General features: G+C 72.6%; 19 protein-coding genes and 1 tRNA gene. 8 read left to right on the plus strand and 12 right to left on the minus strand.

The features are described from left to right. Window positions 1-279: 279 nt before the first annotated feature. Both IE305_RS30590 and serB read left to right on the plus strand, forming a co-directional pair. On the plus strand, window positions 280-1,947 hold the full coding sequence (locus tag IE305_RS30590; protein WP_190133082.1) for a streptophobe family protein: 1,668 nt from the start codon (window positions 280-282) through the stop codon (window positions 1,945-1,947). A 107-nt stretch (window positions 1,948-2,054) separates the two neighbouring features. Continuing rightward, window positions 2,055-3,284, plus strand: a complete 1,230-nt coding sequence (gene serB, locus IE305_RS30595; protein ID WP_190133083.1) for a phosphoserine phosphatase SerB — start codon at window positions 2,055-2,057, stop codon at window positions 3,282-3,284. Window positions 3,285-3,351: 67 nt separating this feature from the next. Here the strand turns inward: serB and IE305_RS30600 are convergent, their stop codons facing one another. The 5 genes from IE305_RS30600 to IE305_RS30615 all read right to left on the minus strand — a co-directional run bounded on the left by IE305_RS30600 (window position 3,352) and on the right by IE305_RS30615 (window position 6,050). After that, window positions 3,352-3,873 carry a SixA phosphatase family protein gene (locus tag IE305_RS30600; protein ID WP_190133084.1) on the minus strand — a complete coding sequence of 174 codons (522 nt, stop codon included), beginning with the start codon at window positions 3,871-3,873 and terminating at the stop codon, window positions 3,352-3,354. 115 nt (window positions 3,874-3,988) lie between these two features. Continuing rightward, the gene (locus IE305_RS33620; protein ID WP_268255961.1) at window positions 3,989-4,108 is read right to left on the minus strand and encodes an SGM_5486 family transporter-associated protein; all 120 of its coding nucleotides are present in this window, start codon (window positions 4,106-4,108) and stop codon (window positions 3,989-3,991) included. Between the two features lie 105 nt (window positions 4,109-4,213). Beyond that, a complete protein-coding gene (fabI, locus tag IE305_RS30605) occupies window positions 4,214-4,984 on the minus strand; it encodes an enoyl-ACP reductase FabI (RefSeq protein ID WP_190133085.1) in 771 nt (256 codons plus the stop codon). A 5-nt stretch (window positions 4,985-4,989) separates the two neighbouring features. Next, the gene (fabG, locus tag IE305_RS30610) at window positions 4,990-5,694 is read right to left on the minus strand and encodes a 3-oxoacyl-[acyl-carrier-protein] reductase (RefSeq protein ID WP_190133086.1); all 705 of its coding nucleotides are present in this window, start codon (window positions 5,692-5,694) and stop codon (window positions 4,990-4,992) included. Between the two features lie 279 nt (window positions 5,695-5,973). After that, a tRNA-Lys gene (locus IE305_RS30615) sits at window positions 5,974-6,050 on the minus strand. Window positions 6,051-6,145: 95 nt separating this feature from the next. Here IE305_RS30615 and IE305_RS30620 point away from each other — a divergent pair. From IE305_RS30620 to tyrS, 3 genes are all read left to right on the plus strand, one after another. Then, window positions 6,146-7,672 (plus strand): TldD/PmbA family protein, encoded by a 1,527-nt coding sequence (locus IE305_RS30620; protein WP_190133087.1) that lies wholly within the window; start codon window positions 6,146-6,148, stop codon window positions 7,670-7,672. Then, window positions 7,669-9,072: a metallopeptidase TldD-related protein gene (locus tag IE305_RS30625; RefSeq protein ID WP_190133088.1), complete on the plus strand. Its 1,404-nt coding sequence runs from the start codon at window positions 7,669-7,671 to the stop codon at window positions 9,070-9,072. The genes IE305_RS30620 and IE305_RS30625 overlap by 4 nt, the downstream gene beginning before the upstream one ends. Before the next feature lie 64 nt (window positions 9,073-9,136). Beyond that, a complete protein-coding gene (gene tyrS, locus IE305_RS30630; RefSeq protein WP_190133089.1) occupies window positions 9,137-10,540 on the plus strand; it encodes a tyrosine--tRNA ligase in 1,404 nt (467 codons plus the stop codon). Between the two features lie 101 nt (window positions 10,541-10,641). Here the strand turns inward: tyrS and IE305_RS30635 are convergent, their stop codons facing one another. After that, entirely contained in the window at window positions 10,642-10,920 is a 279-nt protein-coding gene (locus IE305_RS30635; RefSeq protein ID WP_190133090.1) for a GlsB/YeaQ/YmgE family stress response membrane protein, read from the minus strand. 220 nt (window positions 10,921-11,140) lie between these two features. On the opposite strand from IE305_RS30635, the gene IE305_RS30640 reads away from it, so the two are divergent. After that, on the plus strand, window positions 11,141-11,515 hold the full coding sequence (locus tag IE305_RS30640) for a DUF3099 domain-containing protein (RefSeq protein ID WP_190133091.1): 375 nt from the start codon (window positions 11,141-11,143) through the stop codon (window positions 11,513-11,515). 238 nt (window positions 11,516-11,753) lie between these two features. Beyond that, window positions 11,754-12,017 carry a hypothetical protein gene (locus IE305_RS30645; RefSeq protein WP_229891743.1) on the plus strand — a complete coding sequence of 88 codons (264 nt, stop codon included), beginning with the start codon at window positions 11,754-11,756 and terminating at the stop codon, window positions 12,015-12,017. A gap of 28 nt (window positions 12,018-12,045) precedes the next feature. Here the strand turns inward: IE305_RS30645 and moaA are convergent, their stop codons facing one another. The 3 genes from moaA to IE305_RS30660 all read right to left on the minus strand — a co-directional run bounded on the left by moaA (window position 12,046) and on the right by IE305_RS30660 (window position 15,210). Beyond that, window positions 12,046-13,035 (minus strand): GTP 3',8-cyclase MoaA, encoded by a 990-nt coding sequence (gene moaA / locus IE305_RS30650; RefSeq protein WP_229891744.1) that lies wholly within the window; start codon window positions 13,033-13,035, stop codon window positions 12,046-12,048. Between the two features lie 130 nt (window positions 13,036-13,165). Beyond that, a complete protein-coding gene (locus IE305_RS30655) occupies window positions 13,166-14,824 on the minus strand; it encodes a monocarboxylic acid transporter (RefSeq protein WP_190133093.1) in 1,659 nt (552 codons plus the stop codon). After that, on the minus strand, window positions 14,821-15,210 hold the full coding sequence (locus IE305_RS30660; RefSeq protein ID WP_373311787.1) for a DUF485 domain-containing protein: 390 nt from the start codon (window positions 15,208-15,210) through the stop codon (window positions 14,821-14,823). The genes IE305_RS30655 and IE305_RS30660 overlap by 4 nt, the downstream gene beginning before the upstream one ends. A gap of 441 nt (window positions 15,211-15,651) precedes the next feature. Here IE305_RS30660 and IE305_RS30665 point away from each other — a divergent pair, with 441 nt between their 5' ends. Further along, entirely contained in the window at window positions 15,652-17,208 is a 1,557-nt protein-coding gene (locus IE305_RS30665; protein WP_190133095.1) for a S8 family peptidase, read from the plus strand. Here IE305_RS30665 and IE305_RS30670 read toward each other — a convergent pair. The 3 genes from IE305_RS30670 to IE305_RS30680 form a co-directional block, all read right to left on the minus strand. Then, the gene (locus tag IE305_RS30670) at window positions 17,198-17,932 is read right to left on the minus strand and encodes a lysoplasmalogenase (RefSeq protein ID WP_190133096.1); all 735 of its coding nucleotides are present in this window, start codon (window positions 17,930-17,932) and stop codon (window positions 17,198-17,200) included. The two genes, IE305_RS30665 and IE305_RS30670, sit on opposite strands and share 11 nt — an antisense overlap. After that, window positions 17,929-18,831 (minus strand): sterol desaturase family protein, encoded by a 903-nt coding sequence (locus IE305_RS30675; protein ID WP_190133097.1) that lies wholly within the window; start codon window positions 18,829-18,831, stop codon window positions 17,929-17,931. The genes IE305_RS30670 and IE305_RS30675 overlap by 4 nt, the downstream gene beginning before the upstream one ends. Window positions 18,832-18,961: 130 nt before the next feature. Further along, a complete protein-coding gene (locus tag IE305_RS30680; protein ID WP_190133098.1) occupies window positions 18,962-20,134 on the minus strand; it encodes an FG-GAP-like repeat-containing protein in 1,173 nt (390 codons plus the stop codon). Window positions 20,135-20,149 lie beyond the last annotated feature (15 nt).

Below are 20,149 nucleotides of genomic sequence, written 5' to 3' on the forward strand. Positions count from 1 at the left end.
GGAGGAACTATTTCAGGCGCAGTCCCCCGACCGAAAGTCGGGAGTGGGGCAGCCGTGTACCGGCCCTGTAACAGGCGCCGTTGACCGACGGGAAACCCACCCCGACAGTAGTAACCGCCCGGGAGTGCGGGGGATGCGGCCGTTGTGCGGGGAAAAGCCGGACAGTGACCGGACGTCGAATTACGGCCAAGCCACATGAAAACCCCCTTTATTCGGGCGTCGGGTCGGCATCGGGGGGCCGGGATGGCGGGGACGGCACGGACGGCGGGGACGGCGGGGATGACGCCGGGGCCCGCGACGGGAAGCGGACCGGGCGGCGCGCCGGACCTGCTCCTCACCGCGGTGGCCGCCGTGAGCTGGGCGTTCCTGGCCATGGCGGCGGTGGCCGCGGCGGGGCTGCACCTGCTGGGCGCGGACGCCGCGGGCTCGCTGGGCCCCATGACGGCCGCCGTGGTCGTGCTCGCCGTCGGCGGCTCGGTCACCCCCTCGGGGTCGGTCGAAGCATTCGGGCTGACGGGCGCGGGGGCGCACACCACCATCGACCTCGTCCCCCTGGGAGTGAGCCTCGTGGGGGCCCTGGTGCTGGGCACGGTGCTCGCACGGTCGCTGCGCCGGGCGGGGGCGGTCGTCGGCGCCGGGGCGCTGGTGGCGCGAGTGGCCGCCGTGGCCGTGGTGTTCCTGGCGGTGCTGGGCGGGCTGGCGTGGGCCGGTTCGTCCGTCATCACCTTCGACGGCAAGGGGCTCGGCTCCGTCGTACCCGGCTCCGGCGGCAAGAGCCCGGGCCTGGACCTGCCCGGCCTCGGCGACATCGGGGACATCGGCGGCGGGCTGCCCGGCCGCCTCGCCGACCTGGCCGGCGCCAAGGCGGCGGTCGGCTTCTCCGTGCGCACCGGGGCCTCGCTGCTCGGCGGGCTGGTGTGGGTGCTGGTCGTGGCGCTGGTGACGCTGCTGGCCGCGCGGCGCGCACCGCTGCCGCGCGCGTGGGCCGCCGGGCACCGTACGGTGCGCCCGGCCGCCTCCGCACTGTGCGCGGTGCTGGTGCTGGCGGTGGTCGCGGGCCTGTCGGCGGCGGTGGGCGCGGCCACCGGTGACGACCGCCCGGGGCGCGTCCTGGGGGCGGCGCTGCTGGGCGCGCCCAACGGCGTGTGGCTGGGGGTGCCGCTGGGCCTGTTCGTGCCCTGGTCGGGGTCGGCGAGCGGCTCGCTGCTCCAGGTGCTCCCCCACCCCCTCGACGAGCTGCTGCGGGCGGGGACCGCGCGGACGGTGACGCCGGGCACGCTCGCGGACCTGTCGCCCGCCGTGTGGCTGCTGCCGCTGGGCTGCGGGCTGCTGATGCTGACGGCCGGGGTGCTCACGGCGGCCCGTACGCCCGTGGGCCGGGCGCGGGCGGGCGCGTTCGCGCTGCGCTGCGGGCTGTCGCTGGGCGCGGTCACGGCCGTGGCGCTGCCGCTGCTGGTCCTGGCCACGCGGGTGGAGGTCGGCGCCTCGCTGTCGGTGCTGGGCATCGACGCCGTGGGGGCGGGGCTGAGCCTGGAGGGCAGCGTGCCCCTGGCCCTGCTGCTCGGCGCCGCCTGGGGCCTGGCCGCGGGGCTCCTCGGGGGGCTTCTGGCGTACGCCACGGGCTCGGCGGGCCGCCGCGCGGCACCGTACGCCCGCGAGGGGACGGGCCCCGGGGGCGGCGGCGGGGCGGGGCAGGCGTACGGGGCCGGGTTCACGGGTGGGCCGTACGTCCCGCCCGGGGGCGGGCGGCCGGAGGCGAATCCGTACCTGCGCCCGCCCGGGCCGGGGACGTACGACGCCCCGACCGAGACCTGGCGCGGGCCGGCGCCGCCCCTGCCCCGGCGGCAGCCGCCGCAGGGGCGGCAGGACCCGTCGAGGCCGCGCTACGGCCATCCGCCGCCGCCCCCGCCGGACGGGCCGCCCCCGCCGCCCCGGGGCCGCCGGTAAGGGCATTCACCGGGCCCCGGGCAGGCCGGCGCCGTGGCACGGAGTGCCGTCCAGCGGGTGGGACAGGTGTACGGGCAGGCACGCGGTGCGGATACGGTAGGAACACCATGAGCGCATCGCCGATCCCGCCCGCCGCCCCGAGCGGCGAGGACGCACCCACTCTCCTGGTCAAGATCTTCGGGAAGGACCGGCCGGGCATCACGGCCGGGCTCTTCGACACCCTGGCCGCCTTCGCGGTGGACGTCATAGACATCGAGCAGATCGTCACGCGGGGCCGCATCACGCTGTGCGCACTGGTCACCGCACCGGCCGGCGGGCCGTCCGCGGAGGGCAACCTGCGCGCGACCGTGCACAGCTGGGCGGAGTCGATGCACCTGCAGACCGAGATCATCTCGGGGCGCGGCGACAACCGTCCGCGCGGCACCGGCCGTTCCCACGTCACCGTCCTCGGCCATCCGCTGACGGCCGAATCGACGGCGGCCATCGCCGCCTGCATCACCGGTACCGGCGGCAACATCGACCGTATCTTCCGGCTCGCCAAATACCCCGTGACCGCCGTGGAGTTCGCGGTCTCCGGCACCGGGACGGAGGAGCTCCGCACGGCCCTGGCCACCGAGTCGGCGGCGCTGGGCGTGGACGTGGCCGTGGTGGCGGCCGGCCTGCAGCGCCGCGCCCAGCGGCTGGTCGTCATGGACGTGGACTCCACCCTCATCCAGGACGAGGTCATCGAGCTGTTCGCGGCGCACGCCGGCTGCGAGGCGCAGGTGGCCGAGGTGACCGCGCGGGCCATGCGGGGCGAGCTGGACTTCGAGCAGTCCCTGCACGAGCGGGTGGCGCTGCTGGCCGGGCTGGACGAGGGCGTGGTGGACAAGGTCCGCGCCGAGGTCCGCCTCACGCCCGGCGCCCGCACCTTGATCAAGACGCTCAAGAAGCTCGGCTTCCAGGTGGGCGTGGTCTCCGGCGGCTTCACCCAGGTGACGGACGACCTGCGGGAGCGGCTGGGCCTGGACTTCGCCTCCGCCAACACCCTGGAGATCGTGGACGGGAAGCTGACCGGGCGGGTGACCGGCGAGATCGTCGACCGGGCGGGCAAGGCCCGGCTGCTGCGCCGGTTCGCCGCGGAGGCCGGCGTGCCCCTGGCGCAGACCGTGGCCATCGGTGACGGCGCCAACGACCTCGACATGCTCAACGCCGCCGGCCTGGGCGTGGCCTTCAACGCCAAGCCCGTGGTGCGCGAGGCCGCGCACACCGCCGTCAACGTGCCCTTCCTCGACACCGTCCTGTACCTGCTGGGCGTCACCCGGGAAGAGGTCGAGGCGGCCAACACCCACGAGTGACCGCACGGGCGAGTGACCGTACGGGCCGGCACACCGGCCCGTACCGCGTGCTCAGGGGCCCGGGGACTCAGGCGGCGTGCGGGGCCCAGAAGGCGGTGAGCCGGCCCACGCCGTGCTCCACGGCCTTCCAGGAGCCCTCGAACGCGAGGACGGCGATGGCCGAGGTGGGGAAACCGGACCGGTTCATCCGGGCCAGCGCGTCCCCGTCGGCCTCGCCCGCCAGGGCGTCGGCCAGGGCGTGCATCCCCGGGTTGTGGCCGATGAGCACCAGGTCGTGCACGTCGTCCGGGACCTCGTTGAGCAGGGCGATCAGCTCGCCGAGGGACGCCTCGTACATCCGGTCCTCGTAGACCGTCCGGGGCCGCTCCGGCAGCTCGGAGACGGCGAGCTTCCAGGTCTCCCGGGTACGGGCGGAGGTCGAGCAGAGGGCGAGGTCGAGGCTGACGCCGGAACCGGCGAGCCAGCGGCCGGCGACCGGCGCGTCCTTGCGGCCGCGCTCCGCGAGCGGGCGCTCGTGGTCGGAGCCGTCGGACCATTCGGCCTTGGCATGCCGGAGGATGACGATCCTGCGGGTCGGTTCGGAGCTCATGCCGTCCAGCTTCGCACGAAAAGCGGGGTGGGGCGCGGGGTGTTGGCGCGCAAGCCCCCACAGGGTGGAGCGGTGGCGCACGCGGGTGGTTGTCCCCGCCCCTCGCCCGCCGGCGTCACGGCGAGGCGAAGGTGGCGATCACCGCGATGACGACGGTGATGCCGAGCATCACGCCGAGGATCGTCAGCAGGGCCTTCTGGCCGTTCTTCGGGTTGGGGTCGAGGACTGGCTCCATGCGGACCAGTCTCCCACGCCCCGCCACGCGCCGATGCCCGCCCCGGGGGTCCCGGGGCGGGCATCGGACGGACGGTCGCCGCGGAGCGGCGCCGAGGGGTACGGCTCAGGCGCCCATCATGTGCACGCCACCGTCGACGTGGACGATCTCACCCGTGGTGCGCGGGAAGAAGTCGGAGAGCATGCCGACGACACCGCGGCCGGCCGGCTCCGGGTCGGCCAGGTCCCAGCCGATGGGGGCGCGGTGATTCCACACGTCCGCCAGCTCCTCGAAGCCGGGGATGGACTTGGCGGCCATCGACTTGATCGGGCCGGCGGAGACCAGGTTGCAGCGGATGCCCTTGGGGCCGAGGTCACGGGCCAGGTAGCGGTTGGTGCCCTCCAGGGCCGCCTTGGCCACGCCCATCCAGTCGTACTTCGGCCAGGCGATCTGCGCGTCGAAGGTCAGGCCCACGATCGCGGAGCCGGCCGGCATGAGCGGCAGCAGCGCCATGGCCAGCGACTTGTAGGAGTACGCCGAGACGTGGACGGCCGTCGAGACGTCCTCCCAGGTGGCGTCCAGGAAGTTGAAGGCGCCCTGGGGGCCGAAGGCGATGGAGTGCACGATGCCGTCGAGGGCCACGCCCTCGCCCAGGTGCTCGCGCACCTTGTCGGCCAGGCCGTCGAGGTGCTCCTGGTTGGTCACGTCCAGCTCGATGACCGGGGCCGGCTTCGGCAGCCGCTTGGCGATGCGCTCGACGAGCGAGAGGCGGCCGAACCCGGTCAGGATGACCTCGGCGCCCTCGTTCTGGGCGACCTTGGCGGCCTGGAAGGCGATCGACGCCTCGGTGAGGACGCCGGTGACCAGGATGCGCTTGCCTGCGAGGATTCCACTCATTGCGATCAGTGACCCATGCCCAATCCGCCGTCGACGGGAACGACGGCTCCGGTGATGTATGCGGCTTCCTCGGAGGCGAGGAAGCGGACCGAGGCGGCGATCTCCTCGGGCTGCGCGTAACGGCCCAGCGGGACGTTCGCGACGATCCCGGCACGCTGCTCGTCGCTGAGCACCCGGGTCATGTCGGTGTCCACGAAGCCGGGCGCCACCACGTTGACCGTGATGTTGCGGGAGCCCAGCTCGCGGGCGAGCGACCGGGCGAAGCCCACGAGGCCGGCCTTGGAGGCCGCGTAGTTGGCCTGCCCCGCCGAACCCAGCAGGCCCACCACGGACGAGATGAGGACGACACGGCCCCGGCGGGCGCGCAGCATGCCCTTCGAGGCCCGCTTCACGACGCGGAAGGTGCCGGTGAGGTTGGTGTCGAGGACGGAGGTGAAGTCCTCCTCGGACATGCGGAGCAGCAGCTGGTCGCGGGTGACGCCGGCGTTGGCCACCAGCACCTCGACCGCGCCGTGCTTCTCCTCGACCTCCTTGAAGGCCTGCTCGACCTGCTCGGGGTCGGTGATGTCGCACTTGACCGCGAGGAACCCGGCCGGCGGCTCACCCGAGCGGTAGGTGATGGCGACCTTGTCGCCCGCGTCGGCGAAGGCGCGCGCGATCGCGAGGCCGATGCCCCGGTTTCCTCCGGTGACGAGAACCGAGCGGCTCAAAGGATCACCCTTCCGTTGTTGTGTTTCCTGGGCAGTGCCGGATCCGGGAGAGTGCCGGACCGTACGAACGTAGCGTCACCGGCCTCCGGAACCGCACTCGACCTGCGACAGGGGCGGCCAGCGGTCACTGTTGGATCTCTACAGAACCCCGGACGGCGCCCGGGACAGCACCCCGGACGGCACCCCGGCGCGGCGCGACGTCCCGCGCGGCCGCACCCGGGGGCCGCCGGCCGCATGCGAAGGCCCCCACCGGGGATCCCGGTGGGGGCCTTCGACCGCTGGTGCGCCGCCAGGGACTCGAACCCCGGACCCGCTGATTAAGAGTCAGCTGCTCTGACCAACTGAGCTAGCGGCGCGGTACGAATAGTACACGATCTCTGTGGACGAGCCGCCGCGCGGGCTTCCGGGGCATGGTTCACTGCGGACCAGACACCGAGAAGGAGAGTGGACCGTGCCGCATGAGATCGATCCTTCATTCCTTGCGCTGCCACTGCGCCCCCTGGCCGACGCCGCCCTCGCCCGGGCCCGGGCGCTGGGTGCCGAGCACGCGGACTTCCGCTTCGAGCGGGTGCGGAGCGCGTCGTGGCGGCTGCGGGACGCCCGGCTCGCCGGCTCGGCCGACACCACCGACCTCGGCTACGCGGTGCGCGTGGTGCACGGCGGGACGTGGGGCTTCGCCTCCGGTGTGGAGCCGACGATGGACGCCGCGGCCCGGGTGGCCTCGCAGGCGGTGGCGATGGCGAAGCTCTCGGCGAAGGTGATCGCGGCGGCGGGGTCCGACGAGCGCGTGGAGCTGGCGGACGAGCCCGTGCACGCCGAGCGGACCTGGGTCTCGGCGTACGAGCAGGACCCCTTCGAGGTGCCCGACGCCGACAAGGTGGGGCTGCTGTCGGACTGGAGCGCCCGCCTCCTGGCGGCCGAGGGCGTGGCGCACGTGGACGCCTCCCTGCTCACCGTCCACGAGAACAAGTTCTACGCCGACTCGGCGGGCACCGTCACCACGCAGCAGCGGGTCCGCCTCCACCCCCAGCTGACGGCGGTGGCCGTGGACCCCGCCACGGGCGGCTTCGACTCGATGCGCACGCTCGCCCCGCCGGCCGGCCGCGGCTGGGAGTACCTGACCGGGCCGGACACCTGGGACTGGGAGTCGGAGCTGGCGGAGATCCCGTCCCTGCTGGCGGAGAAGATGCGCGCGCCCAGCGTGCGCGCGGGCACGTACGACGTCGTCATCGACCCGTCCAACCTGTGGCTGACCATCCACGAGTCGATCGGCCACGCCACCGAGCTCGACCGCGCACTGGGCTACGAGGCCGCCTACGCCGGCACCTCCTTCGCGACCCCCGACAAGCTGGGCACGCTGCGCTACGGCTCCCCGATCATGAACGTCACCGGCGACCGCACCGCCGAGCACGGCCTGGCCACCATCGGCTACGACGACGAGGGCGTCGCCGCCCAGTCCTGGGACCTGGTCAAGGACGGCGTCCTCGTCGGCTACCAACTCGACCGCCGCATGGCCCGCCTCACCGGCCGCCCCCGCTCCAACGGCTGCGCCTACGCCGACTCCCCCGCCCATGTCCCGGTCCAGCGCATGGCCAACGTCTCCCTCCGGCCCGCCCCGGACGGCCCGTCGACGGAGGAGCTCATCTCGTCGGTCGACGACGGCATCTACGTCGTCGGCGACCGGTCGTGGTCGATCGACATGCAGCGGTACAACTTCCAGTTCACCGGGCAGCGCTTCTTCCGGATCCAGGGCGGGCGGCTGGCCGGGCAGGTGCGGGACGTGGCGTACCAGTCGAGCACCACGGACTTCTGGGGCTCCATGAAGGCCGTCGGCGGGCCGGGGACGTATGTGCTCGGGGGCGCCTTCAACTGTGGGAAGGCGCAGCCGGGGCAGGTGGCCGCAGTGTCGCACGGTTGTCCGTCCGCCCTGTTCACGGGCATCAACATCCTCAACACCACGCAGGAGGCCGGTCGATGAGCCGCAGCACGCACAAGCCGCACGAGATCGTCGAGCGCGCCCTGGAGCTGTCGCGGGCCGACGGGTGCGTGGTCATCGCCGGGGAGGAGTCGACCGCCAATCTGCGGTGGGCCCGGAACGCGCTGACGACCAACGGGGTGACCCGGGGCCGTACGGTCACCGTGGTGGCCGTGGTCGACGGGGCGGAGGGCGCCGCGTCGGGGGTGGTGTCGCGGTCGGCCGTCACGCGGGACGAGCTGGAGCCGCTGGTGCGGGCCGCCGAGGCGGCAGCGCGCGAGGCCGGGCCCGCGGAGGACGCGCAGCCGCTGGTGACGGGCGTGCCGGCGGCGCCGGACTTCGCGGAGGCGCCCGCGGAGACGTCCTCCGCCGTGTTCGAGGACTTCGCGCCGGCGCTCGGCGAGGCGTTCGCACGGGCCCGGGCCCAGGGCCGGGAGCTGTACGGGTTCGCGCACCACACGGTCGTCTCCAGCTACCTGGGCACCTCCGCCGGGCTGCGGCTGCGGCACGACCAGCCCACCGGCACCCTGGAGCTCAACGCCAAGTCGCCCGACGGCAGCCGCTCGGCGTGGGCGGGCCGGGCCACCCGCGACTTCCGCGACGTGGACCCCGGTGCGATGGACGCCGAGCTGGCCGAGCGGCTGCGGTGGGCGGAGCGGCGCGTGGAGCTGCCGGCCGGACGGTACGAGACGCTGCTGCCGCCGTCGGCCGTCGCCGACCTGCTGGTCTACCAGCAGTGGTCGTCCACCGCGCGGGACGCGGCCGAGGGCCGCACCGTGTTCTCCAAGGCCGGCGGCGGCACCCGGATCGGCGAGAAGCTGTCACAGCTGCCGCTGACGCTGCGCAGCGACCCGCACGCCGCGGGCCTGGAATGCGCTCCGTTCGTGCTGACCGGCAGTTCGGGCGACGACGCGTCGGTGTTCGACAACGGCCTGCCGCTGGCGGCCACCGACTGGATCCGCGACGGCGTGCTGGAGCACCTGCTCACCACCCGGCACAGCGCGGGCCTCACCGGGCTGCCCGTCACCCCGTACACCGACAACCTGGTGCTGGACGGCGGCGGCACCCGGTCGCTGGCCGAGATGGTGGCGGCCAGCGGCCACGACGGCCCGGCGCTGCTGCTGACCTGTCTGTGGTACATCCGCGAGGTGGACCCGGCCACGCTGCTGCTGACCGGGCTGACCCGGGACGGCGTGTACCTGGTGGAGAAGGGCGAGGTCGTGGGGGCGGTGAACAACTTCCGCTTCAACGAGTCGCCGGTGGGCCTGCTGTCGCGGGTCACCGAGGCGGGCCGTACGGAGCCCACGCTGCCGCGCGAGTGGGGCGACTACTTCAGCCGGGCCGCCATGCCGCCGCTGCGCGTGCCGGACTTCAACATGAGCTCGGTCAGCCAGGGCGTCTGACCGGCTCCGGGCAAATTAGACTCGTCCTGTTCTCCGACCCGACGACTCCTTCAGGAACGCCACGATGACACGCCTCGGCGACTCCGTCGCGCGCGCCAGCGCCCTGCTGGTGCAGGACCTCTCCACCGACTCCACCGTGGAGCAGCTGCTCACGGAGACGAAGGCGAGGCGCTATCTGGACCTGTCGGACCTGCCGGCGCAGGAGCAGGCCGAACTGATCGCCGCCCGGGCGGTCGAGGTGCTGCCCGGGGTGGCGAAGCTGGCCGAGCGGATCGAGGCGCGGCGGGCCGAGGGCAAGGGCCTGCACGTCAAGCTGGGCATCGACCCGACGGCGGCGGACGTGCACCTGGGGCACGCCGTGCCGATCATCACGCTCAGCCGGTTCCAGCGGATGGGGCACGACGTCACGCTGATCATCGGTGACTTCACCGCGAAGATCGGCGACCCGACGGGCCGTACGGCCGAGCGCCCGCCGCTGACCGACGACGACATCGCGGCGAACCTGGCGGGCTACCGCGAGCAGGTGCGGCCGTTCTTCGACTTCGAGAAGGTGAGCTTCCGGCAGAACAGCGAGTGGCTGGCGCCGTACACCTTCCCGAAGCTGCTGGGGCTGCTGGCGCAGGTGCCGGTCTCGCAGCTGCTGCAGCGCGAGGACTTCCGCACCCGGCTGGCGGCCGGTTCGGGCCTGACGATGACGGAGATGCTGTACCCCGTCGCGCAGGGCCTGGACTCGGTGGCGCTGGACTGCGACGTCGAGCTCGGCGGCGCGGACCAGCTGCTGAACCTCCAGATGGGCCGGAAGCTGATGGAGGTGCACGGCCAGAAGCCGCAGCTGGTCGTCACCATGCCGCTGATCGAGGGCACCGACGGCACGGGCGCGAAGATGTCCAAGTCCAAGGGCAACTACGTGGGCCTGTCCGCCCCCGCCGACGATGTCTTCGGCAAGATCATGTCGGTGCCGGACCGGCTGATGGAGCCGTACCTCAAGGCGTGGACCGAGTGGACCGACGCCGAGATCGCGCAGGTGCTGAAGCGGGTGGAGGAGCGCTCGCTGCACCCGATGGACCTGAAGAAGATCCTGGCGGGCGAGGTCGTGGCCGCGCTGTACGGCGTGGACGCGGCGATGGCGGCGCGGGCCGGGTTCGTGGCGCAGTTCTCGAAGAAGAGCTTCACCGAGGTGGAGACGCCGGTGGTGGAGCTGGCCGAGCACGGCGCAGAGCCGGCGACGGTGGTGCTGAGCAAGGTTCTGGGCTTCCAGCCCAGCGCGTCGGCGGCCCGCCGCGTGGCCAAGCAGAACGGTCTGCGCCTGGTGCTCCAGTCGGAGGACGGGCAGGACGCCGTGGTGCTGGCCGAGGCCGACGCCATCCGCCCGCTGGGCGAGGTGACGCGCGAGACGCTGGCCGGCCGGCAGGTCACGGCGGTCTACCTCAAGGCGGGCCGCAAGATCGCCGAGCTGCGCGGCCTGTAGGACCCGGAACGCAGGACCCGGAGCCCGGAAGACGGGCAGGAGCGGCCGGTGTGCGCATGACGCACACCGGCCGCTTCACGTGTGCCATCCTGCCCCGGCCGTCACACCTCCCCGTGCCGCCGCCCCCGCATTCCGACCCACAACCGGTCGCCGATGGCGACGACGACCACCGCGCCCGCCAGTTGCAGCAGGTGCCGGGTCCAGTCGACGCCCTTGGTCTCCGCCACGCCCAGCCCGGAGGCCGCCCAGTTCCCCAGGAGGCTGCCGATCATGCCCAGCACGATCGTGAGCCAGAGGGGGATCTGTTGCTTGCCCGGGATGAGGATCCTGGCGATCACGCCCAGGATCAGGCCGACGATGATTGCCCACAGCCAGTGCATGTCGCCTCCTCGTGCGGAGCGATGCGGGGTGCTCCGCCATTCTGGGCCGGTCCCCCGTACGGCGCACGCCGGACCGGTCCGTACGCCGTATGCGCACGTCGGGCGCCTGCGGGTCCGCCGCGCGGAGGCCGCCCCCGGTCTCGTCGGGCGCGGGTGCGCGGCGTAACGTGGGGGTGAGCGGGCACCTGGGGCCCGCCGCGGAAGCGGATGGTGGAACGAGATGCGGAAGCTGGGCGGTACGGAGGTCGTCCGGATCACCGGGGCCCGTCGGGGCCTGGCGGAGGACGTCCGCGGACGGCAGCGCCGGTATGTGATCTCGATGGGGATCCGTACGGTGTCGGTGGTGCTCACCGTGGTCCTGTGGAACGTCGAGCGTTACGTGGCGATGAGCACCCTGGTCCTGGGCGCGCTGCTGCCGTACGTGGCCGTGGTGATAGCCAACGCGGGCCGGGAGAGGCCGCCTTCGCTGCCGGGAACGTTCGTGCCGGCGCCGACGCGTCCGGTGCTGACGGCCGGGCCGGGTGGCGGTCCGGCGGAACCGGTGGCGGAAGCCGACGGGCCGGCGCGGGGCGATCAGGGCGCCGGGCGCGGCTGATCCTCCGGTTCCGGGGGCGGTGTCCGGGGCGCCGCGGACGGCCGGCGGGCGTCCATCGGACAAGCTCAAGAAAACCTCAAATCAATCATGTGGATCGGTGCCCCCGGACGGGCACCCCGTGACATACTTCGTAGGCGCTCCGCATCCCCCGTCGGAGCGACAGACCGACGCCGGGCGGCTCCCCCCGTGGCTGCCCGGCGTCGCCGTGTCCACGTGCGGGTCGCGTAGGGTCGGGGGCGTGAACGCCCCGCTGAACGCCGACGCCAACAGCCCCTCCCCCGCCGTGATCTGCTCCGCCAAAGGCTGCCGTGCCGCGGCCGTGTGGGTGCTGGCGTGGAACAACCCCAAGCTGCACACGCCCGAACGGCGCAAGACGTGGCTGGCGTGCGACGAGCACCGGGAGCACCTGTCGCAGTTCCTGGCGGTGCGGGGCTTCCTGAAGGACGTCGTGCCGCTGGCGGAGTGGGAGGCGCGGCAGGAGCGGCCCCCGGCCGCGCAGTAGCAGTCCCCGAACCGCCCTCGGGCCGCTGTCAGCCGCCGATCGCCGACATCGGGCGGCGCGGCTGGAGGAACGCCGGGTCGTCGAGGCCCGAGCCCGCCTTCTTGCCGAGCATCGCGGTGCGCCAGCGGGCGGCCAGTTCGTCGTCGCCGGCGCCCGAGCGCAGGGCGCCCCGCAGGTCCGTCTCCTCGGTCGCGAACAGACAGGTGCGTATCTGCCCGTCGGCGGTCAGCCGGGTGCGGTCGCAGGCCCCGCAGAAGGGGCGGGTGACCGAGCCGATGACGCCGACGCGGGCCGGGCCGCCGTCGACGAGCCAGCGCTCGGCCGGCGCGGAGCCGCGCTCGTCCTCGCCCTCGGGGGTCAGCGTGAAGCGGGTGCGCAGGCTCGCCAGGATGTCCTCGGCGCTGATCATCGCCTCGCGCCGCCAGCCGTGCTGGGCGTCGAGCGGCATCTGCTCGATGAAGCGCAGCTCGTAGTGGTTCTCGACGGCCCAGGCGAGCAGGTCGGGGGCCTCGTCGGCGTTGAGGCCGGGCATCAGCACGGAGTTGACCTTGACGGGGTCGAGTCCGGCGGCGCGGGCGGCGGCCAGGCCCTCCAGAACGTCGTGGTGGCGCTTGCGCCGAGTCAGGGCGGCGAAGACGTCGGGGCGCAGGGTGTCGAGGGAGACGTTGACGCGGTCGAGCCCGGCGGCCTTGAGCGCGGGCGCGGTGCGGGCCAGGCCGATGCCGTTGGTGGTGAGGGAGAGCCGGGGACGGGGGGTGAGGGCGGCGCAGCGCTCGACGATGCCGGTGAGCCCGGGGCGGAGCAGGGGTTCGCCGCCGGTGAAGCGGACCTCGGTGACGCCGAGGCGGGTGACGGCGATGCCGACGAGGCGCACGATCTCGTCGTCGGTGAGCAGGTCGGGCTTGGCGAGCCAGGCCAGGCCCTCCTCGGGCATGCAGTAGGTGCAGCGCAGGTTGCACCGGTCGGTGAGGGACACGCGCAGGTCGGTGGCGACGCGCCCGTAGCCGTCGATGAGCACGTGTGGCCTCCCCCGCGGTTCCGGACTGCTCGGCACTGCTCGACTGTTCGTTCCAGGCAGCGTACGCGATCGCCCGGGGCACCGGCACGTGCCGGTGCCCCGGGCGATGGGCGTGGGTGGGGCGGGTGGGTCAGTGCGCGCCGTAGCCGGTGAGGGAGCGGACCTCGAGTTCGGCGTACTTCTGCGGGTCGGCGGCCTCGCGGGAGAGGAGGGAGCCGGCCCAGCCGAGGAGGAAGCCCAGCGGGATGGAGACGAGGCCGGGGTTGCCCAGCGGGAACCAGTCGAAGCTCATGCCGGGGAAGAGGGCCTTGGGGTTGCCGGAGACGACCGGCGAGAAGATCACCAGGGTCACGGAGGAGACCAGTCCGCCGTAGATCGACCACAGGGCGCCGCGGGTGGTGAAGCGCTTCCAGAAGAGGCTGTAGAGGATGGTGGGCAGGTTGGCCGACGCGGCCACGGCGAAGGCGAGGGCCACCAGGGCGGCGGTGTTGAGCCGGTGGGCGAAGATGCCCAGCAGGATGGAGACGGCGCCGATGACGACCGCCGCGATCTTCGCGGTGAGGATCTCCTCCTTCTCGCTGGTGCGGCCCTTGCGGATGACGTTGGCCCACAGGTCGTGCGCGAAGGACGCGGAGGAGGCCAGCGTCAGCCCGGCGACCACGGCGAGGATGGTGGCGAAGGCGACGGCGGAGATCACGGCGAGCAGGATGGCGCCGCCGGTGGAGCCGGCGCCGCCGCCGATCTCCTGGGCGAGCAGCGGTGCGGCGGTGTTGCCCGACTCGTTGGACGCGGTGATGGCCTTGGGCCCGACGAGGGCGGTGGCGCCGAAGCCGAGCGCGATGGTCATCAGGTAGAACGCGCCGATGATGCCGATGGCCCAGTTCACGGACGTCCGGGCGGCGCGCGCGGTGGGCACGGTGTAGAAGCGGATGAGGATGTGCGGCAGCCCGGCGGTGCCCAGGACGAGGGCGAGGCCGAGCGAGAGGAAGTTGAGCTTGGACGTGCTGTCCTTGCCGTACTGCAGCCCGGGTTCGAGGAACGCCTGGCCCTTGCCGCTGGCCTCGGCGGCGCGGCCGAGGAGGGTGGAGATGTTCCAGTGGAACTTGGTGAGCACCAGCACGGTGATGAGCAGCGTGCCGGCGATGAGCAGCACCGCCTTGACGATCTGCACCCAGGTGGTGCCCTTCATGCCGCCGACGGTCACGTAGAGCACCATGACCAGGCCGACGAGGACGATGATCCAGCGCCGTGACGCCTCGCCGCTCGCGCCCAGCAGCAGGGCGACGAGGGCGCCGGCGCCGACCATCTGGGCCAGCAGGTAGAAGATGGAGACGACGATGGTGGAGGTGCCGGCGGCGGTGCGGACGGGGCGCTGCCGCAGCCGGTGGGCGAGGACGTCGGCCATGGTGAAGCGGCCGGAGTTGCGCAGCGGTTCGGCGACGAGCAGCAGGGCGACGAGCCAGGCCACGAGGAAGCCGATGGAGTAGAGGAATCCGTCGTAGCCGTAGAGCGAGATGGCGCCGGCGATGCCGAGGAAGGACGCGGCGGACATGTAGTCGCCGGAGACGGCCAGGCCGTTCTGGAAGCCGGAGAAGGAGCGGCCGCCGGCGTAGAAGTCGGTGGCGTCCTTGGTCTGCCGGCCGGCCCAGACGGTGATGGCGAGGGTGATGGCGACGAAGACGGAGAACAGGCTGATGATCAGCGTGCGGTGGTCGCCGGCCCCGCCGCCGGCGGCCAGCGGCTGGGCCGCGGTGTGCCAGGTTCCGGTGGCGATCGGGGGGTTGGTCATTCCGCGGCCTCCATGCGCGCCTTGAGGGCCTCGGCCTTGGGGTCGATCTTCGCGGCGGCGTGCCGCGCGTACCACCAGGCGATGAGGAAGGTGGTGAGGAACTGGGCCAGGCCGAGGACGAAGGCCACGTTGACGTGGCCCAGGACCCGGATGTCCATGAAGGAGCCGGCGTAGTTGGACAGCAGGACGTAGAGCAGGTACCAGGTGACGAAGGCGAGCGTGAGCGGGAACGCGAAGGAGCGGTGGGCGCGCCGGAGTTCGGCGAACTCCTCGCTCTGCTGGGCCCGGACGAAACGATCGTGCTGGGCGGGGATGGTCGGGCGGGCCGGCTCGTCCGGCCCCTCGGCTGCGGTCGGTGGGGTCCCGACGGCCTCTTCTGAGTCCACGGCTTCTCCTGGTGAGGGAACGCGTAGAGGGGTTACGAGGGATGTGAGGCGATGCGTGAGGGAAAACGGGCGCAAAGCCATGGCCTGTGACCCGGATCACGCATCGTAGAGCGCGACCGCAGTATGCGACAGAGCCCGGCCCGGCGAACGGCCCCGCCGTGGCCGGAGGCGGCACGACCGGCCGCCGCCGGGCCCGTCGACCCAGGTGCGAGCGCTGTCCCGGCCCACTGGCCGCGGTCCCCCGGCCGACGGCCCTCCGGCAGCGCGAAGTTGACGGCGCCCTGCCCGCGGCCGGCACGGAGCGGACGCCCGCGCTGACATACGGGCATCTTTCCCGATGAATTCATTGCCTGGGGCCAAGATCGGCGCTAGCTTCACTCGTCATGTACCCGTCCACGCGCCTCCGCGCCTGGACGGTTTTCCGGATGATGTGGAGAACCCATGGCTCCTCTGCGTTCCAGACGGCGGCACGCCCTGCTGGCGGCCCCCGTCGGACTGGCGCTCACCGCCTCCCTCGGCTTCCTGCCCGGCGCCGCCTCGGCCGCCCCGCAGGGCACGACGGCCAAGGCCGCCGTGACGACGGACGGCCCGCTGCTGTCGTACGTGGTCAACACCGGTACGGACCGCGCGACCCTGACGAAGGTGAAGAAGGCGGTGACCCAGGCCGGTGGCACCATCGTCGTCTCGTACGACCGAATAGGCGTCATCGTCGCGCACTCGAAGAACCCCGCGTTCGGTGCCACGCTGCGGGCCGTCCCGGGCGTGCAGTCGGCAGGCGCCACCCGCACCGCGCCGATCACCGCGGCCGCCACCACCGACTACGGCAAGCCGGAGAAGCTCGACCTCGCCAAGCTCGGCAAGGACGGCGCCCGTTCGCCGGCGCGCTCGGCCGGCAGCGGCGCGGAGCCGCTGGAGGGCCTCCAGTGGGACCTCGGCGCGATCGGCGCCGACAAGGCCGCCAAGATCAACCCGGGCAGCAAGAAGGTGACGGTCGCCGTCATCGACACCGGCGTGGACGACACCCACCCGGACCTCGCCCCCAACTTCTCCGCGAGCCAGTCCGCCAGCTGCGTCAGCGGCAAGGCCGACACCTCGCCCGGCGCCTGGCGTCCCCACAACCCGGAGAAGGACTACCACGGCACGCACGTCGCGGGCACGATCGCCGCGGCCCGCAACGGCGTCGGCGTCGCCGGTGTCGCCCCGGGCGCCAAGGTCTCCGCCATCAAGGTGAGCACCCCGGACGACAAGAGCCTCTTCTACGCCGAGAGCGTCGTCTGCGCGTTCGTCTTCGCCGCCGACCACGGCGTGTCCGTGACGAACAACAGCTACTACGTCGACCCGTGGCTGTTCAACTGCCCCGACAACGCGGACCAGAAGGCCATCGCCGACGCGGTCGGCCGCGCCGCGAAGTACGCCGAGGGCAAGGGCATCGTCAACGTCGCCTCCGCGGGCAACGACAACTACGACCTCGCGGCCAAGGAGATCAACGACACCTCCAGCCCGAACGACACCACCCCGGCGCCGCGCAAGGTCAACCCCAAGCAGTGCCTGGACGTCCCGGCGCAGCTGCCCGGCGTGATCACCGTCTCGGCCACCGGCCCCACGGGCGCCAAGTCGTACTACTCGAACTACGGCCTGGACGCCGTGGACGTCGCCGCGCCCGGCGGCGACAAGATCCAGGTGCCCGAGCTGCCCGCCAAGGACGGCCGCATCCTCTCCACGATGCCGGGCGGCGACTGGGCCTACCTCCAGGGCACCTCGATGGCGGGCCCGCACGTGGCCGGCGTGGTCGCGCTGATGAGGAGCGCGCACCCCAAGTCCAGCCCGCAGGAGATCCAGTGGATGCTGAAGGCCCAGGCCAAGAACCCGGGCTGCCCCACCACCGCGTACGACCCGGACGGCACCGGCAAGTGGAAGGCCTCGTGCACCGGCACGAAGCACATCAACAGCTTCTACGGCTACGGCATCGTCGACGCCCTGGCGGCGGTCAAGAAGTGACGTCCGCGTGACGCGTACGGGTCCGGGTACGCGCACGTGAGCGGGAGGGACCGGGTGGCATCGCCCCGGTCCCTCCCGTGTTTCCGGGTTCCGTGCGCCCGGCGGCGGCCGCGAGCACGGCCAGGGCCAGCAGGCACTGGGCGGGCACGTACGTGGCCATGACCCAGAACTGCGGGGCGGGCGCCTGCGGCCAGCCGGCCATGCGGCCCGCCAGCAACGTGTCGGAGAGCAGGAACAGCAGCCCGCCCGCGACGCCGGGCAGACCGGTGGACGTCGCGCACAGCCCCGTCGCCGTCAGCAGCAGGCTGTACACCGCGACGGGCAGCCGCATCCCGGCGTCCAGCCCCGGCCACAGCAGCACCAGGACGGCGATCCAGGCGGCGGCGTACGGGACGGCGACCCGGTACGGGTGGCGGGGCCGGCTGCCGTGCCGGGCGAACAGCAGCAGGTAGCAGACGTGCCCGGCGGCGAACCCGCCCATGCCGAGCAGGAACAGCGTCCCGCCGTCGGCCAGCAGCAACGTGTCGCCCGCGCACCCCAGGAGCAGCGCGGCGGCGAGGAGGCGCGGCCCGCCGCTCAGTACGGCGTACAGCGCGAGCAGGGGCATCAGCGCCGGCTTGGTGACGTGGGCGACGGTGCCGGCGCCGGCGAGGAGGGCGCCGAGGTGGACGACGGTGACGGCGCCGAAGGCGGCGAACGCCGCTCGCGCGACCGCGGCCTTCACGCGACCCGCCGGCTGACGGGGGCGGCGGAGGGGGTCTCGGGGCGTGGGGTCTTCACGGGCTCCCGCTTGGACGCGGGTTGCCAGCCCGGGCCGCGGAACAGGTGGCCCGCCCGGTCCCGCCAGGTGCGGGCCGCCCGGATGTCGCGGGCGATGGCCACGTACTCGTGGGTGGCCACCCGCAGCGGGTTGTACGTGCGGATGTTCTTGGTCAGCCCGTAGACGGGACGTTTCTCCTCCGCCGTGAACGAGCCGAACAGCCGGTCCCAGACGATGAGGATGCCACCGTAGTTCCGGTCGAGGTAGTCGCCCTGGGAGGCGTGGTGGACCCGGTGGTGCGAGGGCGTGTTGAACACGTACTCCACGGGCCGCGGCAGCTTCCCCACGCGCTCGGTGTGCACCCAGAACTGGTAGACCAGGTTGGCGGAGGAGCAGAAGGCCACGGCCGCCGGGTGGACGCCGGCGAGGATCATCGGCACGTAGAACGGCCAGACCGTCCACGACGTCCACGGCTGCCGCAGCGCGGTGGTGAAGTTGAACTTCCGGCTGGAGTGGTGCACGACGTGGCAGGCCCACAGGATGCGCACCACGTGGTGGGAGCGGTGGGACCAGTAGTAGAAGAAGTCCTGGACGAGGAGCATCAGCGGCAGCGTCCACCACAGCACGGGCACGCGCAGCGGCGTCAGTTCGTACAGCGCCGTGTAGAGGGCGACGATCGGGATCTTCCACAGCGCGTCGAAGGCGAGACTGCCCAGCCCCATGCCGATGCTGGTCGCCGCGTCCTTGGCCGCGTAGCCCTCGGCCCGCTCGTCCGGGAGAAGCCGGTAGCTCACCATCTCCAGGACGGTGAGCAGGACGAAGGCGGGCACGGACCACAGCACGACATCGGGAAGGTGCGGCATGGCGGCACCATAAACGCGCCGACGGGGCTGCGGCTAGGGGCAGTTACCGCCGGGTACCCGGGGTGCCTTACCCCGGGTACCGTGGCGATGTGGTGGGTGCGGGCCGGGTGCGGGCCGGCCGCGGGCTGTGTTACCAGCCGCCGTTGCCGATCTCGGTGCGGTCGCCGGAGCGGCCGTTGCCGGTGCCGGGGTAGAAGTAGAGCTTCCCGGTCTCGCCCGGCTCCGACTCGACAGCGGCCAGGTCGCCGATGCCGTCGCCGTTGAAGTCGGCGCCCGCGTAGTCGGAGATGCCGTTCCAGCCGCCGGTACCGATTTCGGTGCGGTCGCCGATGCCGTTGCCGGTGCCGGGGTAGAGGAAGAGCTTGCCGGTGCTCGTCTCGGTGGCGATCAGGTCGTCCTTGCCGTCCTTGTTCACGTCACCGGGGCCGACCAGCTTGTTCATGCCGTTCCAGCCGCCCTTGCCGATCTCGACACGGTCGCCGAGCGCGCCGAGGCCGTTGATGTTGCCCGTGCCGGGGTAGAGAACGAGCTTGCCGGTGCTGATCTCCGTGGCGCCGACGTCCTTCTTGCCATCGCCGTTGAAGTCACCGGTGAACAGGTCCTTCAGACCGTTCCAGCCGCCGCGGCCGATCTCGATCCGGCTGCCGACACCGTTTCCGTTGCCGGGGTAGAGGAAGAGCTTGCCGGTGCTCGTCTCGGTCGCGATGAGGTCGTCCTTGCCGTCCTTGTTCATGTCCGCGACGGTCAGGTCCTTCATCCCGTTCCAGCCGCCATCCCCGATCTCGACGCGGTCGCCGAGGCGGCCGTTGCCGGTGCCCGGGTAGCTGAACAGCTTGCCCGACTTCACCTCGACGGCCACGAGGTCCTTCTTGCCGTCGCCGTTGAAGTCACCGGCGGTGAGGCTGGTCATGCCGGGGTCGGTGGGCTTCGGGGGGAAGGGGTCGGCGTGGTCGTCGCCGAGGCCGGCCGGGGGGCCGCAGTGGGGCCAGGCCATGACGCCCTGATCGGCGAGAATCTTCTCGGCGATGCGGATCTGCTGTTCCTTGGTGGCCAGGTCTGCGCGCGGGGCGTAGTCCCTGCCGCCGAAGGCGACCCAGGTGCTCTGGAGGATCTGGAGGCCGCCGTAGAGGTCGTAACGAGGGTTCTGGTTCTGCCAGTTGTTGGTGCTCTCGCAGAAGGCCACCTTGTCCCAGGTGGCGACCGATGCGGCCTGCGCGCTCCCGGAGTTGAGGAGCGACAGGGCGGCGACGGGGGCGACGGCGAGGGGCAGCAGGGCCTTGCGTATGCGGGCGGAGGAGGGCATGCGGAACCTTTTGGT

The sequence above is a fragment of the Streptomyces mashuensis genome (assembly GCF_014654785.1).
GTDB lineage: Bacteria > Actinomycetota > Actinomycetes > Streptomycetales > Streptomycetaceae > Streptomyces > Streptomyces mashuensis.

Coding starts and splice junctions, on each gene's coding strand:
- IE305_RS30590 (WP_190133082.1), top strand. CDS start 280: ATGACGCCGGGGCCCGCGACGGGAAGCGGACCGGGCGGCGCGCCGGAC.
- serB (WP_190133083.1), top strand. CDS start 2,055: ATGAGCGCATCGCCGATCCCGCCCGCCGCCCCGAGCGGCGAGGACGCA.
- IE305_RS30600 (WP_190133084.1), bottom strand. CDS start 3,873: ATGAGCTCCGAACCGACCCGCAGGATCGTCATCCTCCGGCATGCCAAG.
- IE305_RS33620 (WP_268255961.1), bottom strand. CDS start 4,108: ATGGAGCCAGTCCTCGACCCCAACCCGAAGAACGGCCAGAAGGCCCTG.
- fabI (WP_190133085.1), bottom strand. CDS start 4,984: ATGAGTGGAATCCTCGCAGGCAAGCGCATCCTGGTCACCGGCGTCCTC.
- IE305_RS30625 (WP_190133088.1), top strand. CDS start 7,669: ATGAGCCGCAGCACGCACAAGCCGCACGAGATCGTCGAGCGCGCCCTG.
- tyrS (WP_190133089.1), top strand. CDS start 9,137: ATGACACGCCTCGGCGACTCCGTCGCGCGCGCCAGCGCCCTGCTGGTG.
- IE305_RS30635 (WP_190133090.1), bottom strand. CDS start 10,920: ATGCACTGGCTGTGGGCAATCATCGTCGGCCTGATCCTGGGCGTGATC.
- IE305_RS30640 (WP_190133091.1), top strand. CDS start 11,141: ATGCGGAAGCTGGGCGGTACGGAGGTCGTCCGGATCACCGGGGCCCGT.
- IE305_RS30655 (WP_190133093.1), bottom strand. CDS start 14,824: ATGACCAACCCCCCGATCGCCACCGGAACCTGGCACACCGCGGCCCAG.
- IE305_RS30665 (WP_190133095.1), top strand. CDS start 15,652: ATGGCTCCTCTGCGTTCCAGACGGCGGCACGCCCTGCTGGCGGCCCCC.
- IE305_RS30675 (WP_190133097.1), bottom strand. CDS start 18,831: ATGCCGCACCTTCCCGATGTCGTGCTGTGGTCCGTGCCCGCCTTCGTC.
- IE305_RS30680 (WP_190133098.1), bottom strand. CDS start 20,134: ATGCCCTCCTCCGCCCGCATACGCAAGGCCCTGCTGCCCCTCGCCGTC.